6 protein-coding genes are annotated in these 5,814 nt (G+C 64.8%); 2 read left to right on the top strand and 4 right to left on the bottom strand.

The window, feature by feature from the left end; all coding sequences use genetic code 11:
• The 4 genes from NKH41_RS33695 to NKH41_RS33680 form a co-directional block, all read right to left on the bottom strand.
• On the bottom strand, positions 1-271 hold a 271-nt coding region (locus tag NKH41_RS33695), incomplete at its 3' end, for an FAD-dependent oxidoreductase (RefSeq protein WP_352935925.1).
• A gap of 30 nt (positions 272-301) precedes the next feature.
• On the bottom strand, positions 302-1,888 hold the full coding sequence (locus NKH41_RS33690) for an ATP-binding protein (RefSeq protein ID WP_352773392.1): 1,587 nt from the start codon (positions 1,886-1,888) through the stop codon (positions 302-304).
• On the bottom strand, positions 1,876-2,568 hold the full coding sequence (locus NKH41_RS33685; RefSeq protein ID WP_352594351.1) for a response regulator transcription factor: 693 nt from the start codon (positions 2,566-2,568) through the stop codon (positions 1,876-1,878). Before NKH41_RS33685 ends, NKH41_RS33690 begins: the two co-directional genes overlap by 13 nt.
• 4 nt (positions 2,569-2,572) lie before the next feature.
• On the bottom strand, positions 2,573-4,123 hold the full coding sequence (locus NKH41_RS33680) for a DUF4153 domain-containing protein (RefSeq protein ID WP_352773389.1): 1,551 nt from the start codon (positions 4,121-4,123) through the stop codon (positions 2,573-2,575).
• A gap of 278 nt (positions 4,124-4,401) precedes the next feature.
• Between NKH41_RS33680 and NKH41_RS33675 the strand changes: the two genes are divergently transcribed.
• The gene (locus NKH41_RS33675) at positions 4,402-5,283 is read left to right on the top strand and encodes an HpcH/HpaI aldolase/citrate lyase family protein (RefSeq protein ID WP_352773386.1); all 882 of its coding nucleotides are present in this window, start codon (positions 4,402-4,404) and stop codon (positions 5,281-5,283) included.
• Positions 5,284-5,311: 28 nt separating this feature from the next.
• Complete coding sequence (locus NKH41_RS33670; protein ID WP_352470863.1) at positions 5,312-5,518, top strand: DUF1737 domain-containing protein; 207 nt, start codon at positions 5,312-5,314, stop codon at positions 5,516-5,518.
• The last annotated feature ends 296 nt before the right edge of the window (positions 5,519-5,814 follow it).

Here is a 5,814-nt window from a genome sequence, read left to right as displayed (position 1 = left end):
AGCCGCCTTCGCGAAAGCCGATATCGGCGTCCGCGCCAAACTCTTCCCTGAGCCGCCGGAACAGTTTCAGCGTGAATTGCGACAGCCGGATGTTTTCCGGGATCGAGAACTGCTGGCGGATTGAGGCGCAGGACAGCGTGGTCGCGGCGCGGGAAAATTGCGGGTCGCGCTCGACAAGCGCGATCGAGCCCGAAAACCCTTCCTCGCGCAGATAATAGGCGACCGAGGAGCCGACGATGGCTCCGCCGATGATGACGATGTCGTAATGCACCTTTTGGCCCTTCCGATCTGAACCGCCGCGTCACGCCGCCGGCAGGATGATCTCGAAGCGCGTGCCGCTCGCCGAGTCAACCAGCCGGATCGTGCCATCATGCGCTTTCAGGAGGGCCAGCACGATGCCGAGGCCCATGCCGGTGCCGCCGGAATCGCGGCGCGTGGTGAAGAACGGCTCGAAGATGCGGCCTCGGTTGCTGGGCGAAATGCCGGCGCCGTCGTCGTCCACCACAATGGTGGCCTTGCCGTCCGCGCTTGCGGCCGTGATCGAAACCAGCGTTGCGCCGTGCCGCGCCGAATTGTCGATGAGATTGGCCAGCACGATCGCCGCGTTTTCGGCCGATATGCGCAGACCGATCTGGGCGCCCGCCTCGAGGCGCAGCGCCAGCCTGTGGTCGGCCGGCAGCAGCGCCAGTGCAGCAGTGAGCGACGTGTTTTCGCCGCTCGGTTCGAGATTTTCGGCGCGCGCCAGGTCGAGCAGGCGGCGCACCAGAAGGTTGAGCCGGCCGGCATCGGTTACGATATTGTCCGAAAAACGCCGCCGCTCGGCCTCGTCCATCGCGCTGCCCGAATCGCGCAGCAGTTCGGCGGCCCCCTGGATCGCCGTCAGCGGCGATTTGAGCTCGTGCGAGACGTGGGTGGCAAAGGTCTGGATGCCGTCGGAGCGTGCGTGCAGCTTTTCGGCCATGTCGAGGAAAGCAGCAGAGAGTTCACCCATTTCGCGCGTGCCGTGGTGATCGAGCGGCCTGATCGCCGCGCGGTCGCCGGCGGCGATGCGTTTCGTGCGTTCCATCAGCGCATAGATCGGACGGCTGACGGCGCGCAGGAAGACCAGCCCGATCAGCAGCGCGCCGCCGAGGATGGCGATTGCCGCCAGCGCCACCTTGCCGCGCTCGCCATAGAGATGCTTGACGATGTTGTTCGGCGTCCGCGACAGATAGACGACGCCGGCGACCTTGCCGGAGACCGCAACCGGCATGGCGACAAAGACGCGAACCTTGGTGCCGCGGCTGACCGAATAGAGCGGCGGCGACGGCTGGTCGGGAACCCGCAGCCTGAGCGCGCTGGCGTAGCGGCCGGCAAGCGCTGCGCGAACCTCTTCGACAGCCGCGAGCGACAGGCCGGCCTCCTCACGGCCGGCGATGACCACGCCTCTGGGATCGAGCAGCCGGAAGCCGGCGAGCGTGGTCTTCTGCGTCTCGGCAAGAATGCCCGACAGGCATGCGCCGATTGAAGCGAACGCGGGATCGGCGCTGGCCGCGGTGGCCGCGGGCCGGGTCGGCAGGATCCCGTCGGACGCAAGATCGAGGCCCGGTTCGATCGGCTGGTAGGGAGAGGCCCGATCGCTGGTGTTGGGTGAAGGCACGGGTGCGCCTAGCTTTTCCGGGGCAATGCCGGCCTCGCGAACCTCTTGCGCATAGATCGCGCCAAGGGCGGCGCCTTGGGCGATCAGCTCGGCCTCGGTTTGCCGGATCAGCTGGTTCTCGTAGAGCCGGAAGAAAAACAGGCCGGCCAGCGGCAGCGCCATCACCATGATCAGGATGGCGATGACGACCGTGGCAAGCCGTGGCCGCCATTTGCTGCCAATCAGTTCTTGGGCGCTCACGCGCCGCATCCGCCCAGCCGAAAACCGACGCCGTGCACGGTCTCGATCGCATCGACGCAGCCGACGGCCGCCAGCTTGGCGCGGATATTGCGGATATGGCTGTCGACGGTGCGGTCTGCGACATGGATATTGGCCGCATAGGCGTTGGCCATCACCATGTCGCGGCCAAGCACATGCGCCGGCCGCGCCAAAAAGCCTTTCAGGATCGCGAATTCGATCGACGTCAGCGCCAGCGGCTTGCCGTCGAAGCTGGCTGTATGGCTTGCCGGAACCAGCAACAGTCTGCCATGCGAGAATTGCCGGTCGTCGGCTGGTTCCGGCGTGGGCCGCGCGCGGCGCAGAATGACGTTGACGCGGGCGACCAGCTCGCGCGGGCTGAACGGCTTGGTGACATAATCATCGCCGCCCATCTCCAGCCCGAGCACGCGGTCGATCTCTTCATCCCGCGCGGACAGGAACAGCACCGGCAGGTCGGATGTGTGGCGCAGCCGCCGGCACACTTCCAGCCCGTCCATTTCCGGCATGCCGATGTCGAGCACGACGAGATCGGGCGCATGGCGCTCTATCGCCTGCAAGGCAGCCGCGCCGTCCGGCACCGCCAGCGTTTTCATGCCGGCCTTTTCCAGCGCGAAGCAGATGATTTCGCGAATGTGCGGGTCGTCGTCGGCGACCAGTATGTGGTGCGGCATCAAATCAGCGGCCCGGCATGAAGGGTTCGGACATCGGAGGAACCACGAACGGGCCACGCCTGTCGAGGGCGCGGTTGAGCCGCCAGTCACGAAAGCTCCAGCCCCGCCAGTTCTCCTGGCCGGCGCGGAAGCGTGCTTCGTCCTGTGCATACCAGCCGGCGAGTTCGCGGATGGAGGCATCCTCCGCGGAAACCGTCCTGCTCTGGTGCTGGACGAAGCGATCGAGCGCCGGCAAGGCGCCGGGCCCGAGCGAGCGCAAGTACCAGACGTCGAGCTGGGTGCCTTGGCCGGTCATTTCGAAGCAATGGTCGACATTGTAGTTGGCGATCAGCGCGGCAAAGTTGATGAACGAGCAAGCATAGAGCGTCGCCGATAGCGTCAGAAGATTGGCGGCAAGCAGCCATTCGTTGGACTTTTCGCGCGCGATGCGGGCCATGATCAGGACAAGGCCCGCCGCCACCAGCCCCATCCAGACGAACGCAGCGACACGCCAATAGGTCAGCGCATAGATACCGATATAGAGATCGAGCCGCAGGATCGACGAGATCACCAGGAGGATGTTCTGCGCCACCCAGGCATAAACCAGCCGGCGGATGAGCAGATCGCCGGAGGTCGCGCTTCCCGGCCGCAGCGCCGCCAGCACGAAGCCGGCGGCCAGCAGCGCCGTGACGATCAGCGGATAGGCGCCGCGATGCGCGTAGGCGGCATAGGTCAGCCCGTCGGGAAGCGCGATGCCGCCCCACAGATAGGTGGCGTCGAGTGCGCTCTGCACCGCGAACAGGATGTTGAAGACGACGAGCGCGCGGAGGATAGCGGCCTTGCCGAAGACGATATCTTCGATCGTGGGACTTATGGCTGGCCTCGTCGGTGTGCTGGCAGGCGTTCCCAACCGGGGAATATGCCGGAGAAGCCGCGGCAGGCGCGGCCGCAGAAAGGCCCATACGCCGGCGAGCGCGAATAGCCAGAAGGCAAGACGCGGCAACTGCATGAGGTTGAGCAGGGCGAAGAGATCAATCAGCGAAAACCAGTATTCGATGACGGGATTGGCGGCGCCGAACAGCGCGAGGAACACTGCGCCGAGGCCCAGCGGCATGACCCAGACGGCGATCGCCGCAAGGCGCACGCGCCGCCGGCCAAGCCGCCGCGCCGCCGTGCGCCAGCGGAAGAAATCAAGAACGAGCCGAAATGGCGTTGCAACCAGGAACAGCGAGAGTTGGCCGGCAATACGGGCAAGGCCGCGCCGCAACCGTCCGGCCAGTGAAAGCGCGAAGATGGCCAGCCCCGCCAGCGCGATCGAGACGGACAGTGCGCTGACATTTTCCACAAGCGGCAGCAGCGCCATGAGCAGCGCAACCGGCTTGAACCAGAATTTGCCATCGTTGAAGGAGCCGAGAGGATGGAGAGCCATGCTCGCCGCGGCAATCGCAACGCCGAACAGGAAAAGCGTGATGCCCGCCGGTTGGCCATAGAAGAAAAAATCGGCCAGCGCGACGAGCAGGACGGCAACGCCGAAGCGGTTGCAATAGCTCGGCGCCGCCGGGAGGAATACTATCATGATCGGGCTTTCTCGGCGGCTTTGATGCGGCCGGTGGGCGGGGATTTCCGGACGAAAGGGAGGAGGTTTACCGAAGTCCGGGGCGGATCGACGAGCCACCAGCTTTCGCGGCGAAGCCGGTACGGCAGGGACCAACGGGAGTTCGTTTGCTCTTGCATGCCGCCCTTGTCGCATCCGGTCGGGTGGCAAGCGGGGCGGAGACGAGGAGATTTTCCGAAGTTGCGTGCAGTTTTTATGCACGGCTTGCCTCGGCCGGCTGCAGACGGCATAGATCGGAGATGACCACCGAAAGCTACCGCCCGCGCCGCTCGGTGCTTTACGTCCCGGCTTCGAACGACAAGGCGCTGGCCAAGATCCAATCGCTGGCCTGCGATACCGTCGTCATCGATCTCGAGGACGCCGTCGCCCCGGCCGACAAGCCTTCCGCGCGCGAAAAGCTGGTGGCGATTTTCGCCGGCCGTTCCAACCGGCGCTGCGAGATGGTCGTGCGCATCAATGCGCTGTCGAGCGAGTGGGGCGGCGCCGACCTGCTGGCCGCGGCAAAATGCTCGCCCGACGCCATCCTGCTGCCCAAGGTCGACACGCCGCGCGACATTCTCGAGGCCGGCGACGTGCTCGACGACAATTTTATCGCCGACGAAGTCAAGCTATGGGCGATGATCGAGACGCCCAGGGCGCTGCTCAATATCGGGCCGATCGCTGAGCTCGGCCGCGATCCGGCCTCTCGACTGGCTTGTTTCGCTGCCGGAACGAATGACCTGGTCAAGGACACCGGAATTCTCGCCACGCCCGACCGGCGCTATCTCGTTCCATGGCTGATGCAAATGGTGCTCGCGGCGCGTGCCGGCGGCCTCGACCTGCTCGATGGCGTCTTCAATGATTTTCGCGATATGGACGGGTTTGCGCGCGAGTGCACGGAAGCGGCCGCCATGGGTTTTGACGGCAAGTCGCTAATCCATCCGGCTCAGATCGAAGCCGCGAACCGCGCCTTTGCACCGTCGCCCGAAGCAATAGCCGAAGCGCGCGCGGTCAAGGATGCCTTCGCGCTCGCCCAAAATACCGGTAGGGCGGTAGTTGCGCTGAACGGCAAGATGGTCGAGCGGCTGCATCTGGCGCAGGCCGAAAAACTGCTGGCGAAGGCCGCCGCTGTTCGCGCATGACTAACGCAACTGACGACAGGATTGAAGAATGAAACTCTACCGTTTTCTGTCCGGTCCGGACGATTCCAGCTTCTGCCACAAGGTGACGGCGGCGTTGAACAAGGGCTGGCACCTGTTCGGCTCGCCGACCTATGCCTATGACCAGGAAGCCAAGACCATGCGCTGCGGCCAGGCCGTGGTGAAGGACATCGAGGGCCAGGAATACGGCCCCGACACCAAGCTCAGCGACTGGTAGGGAGGTTCGCTGAAGCGCTCGTCCTTCGTCATCCTAGGGCGTAGCAGTCGCGAAGCGACGTCGCGGAGTACCCTAGGATCCATGCCATTACCTCTGCCGAAGGGCACGGCGGATCAGGATTAGTGTGATCTACCACCGATCGGGATAGCCCCGTTACCCAGAACGGGATGATGAGCGTTCGGTTCTGCACCGCCGGCGCACTGCATCACTATCACGGCATGATGGGGTGGACGGCGCCCGACGGCATCGGATGTGCCAGAATGAGTTCGTTGAGATCTCAAACAAGGGAGCCGTCC

The sequence above is a fragment of the Mesorhizobium sp. M1169 genome (assembly GCF_040318345.1).
GTDB lineage: Bacteria > Pseudomonadota > Alphaproteobacteria > Rhizobiales > Rhizobiaceae > Mesorhizobium.
Note: the sequence above shows the minus strand (reverse complement) of the source record. Positions and strands in the feature narration are given on the sequence as shown.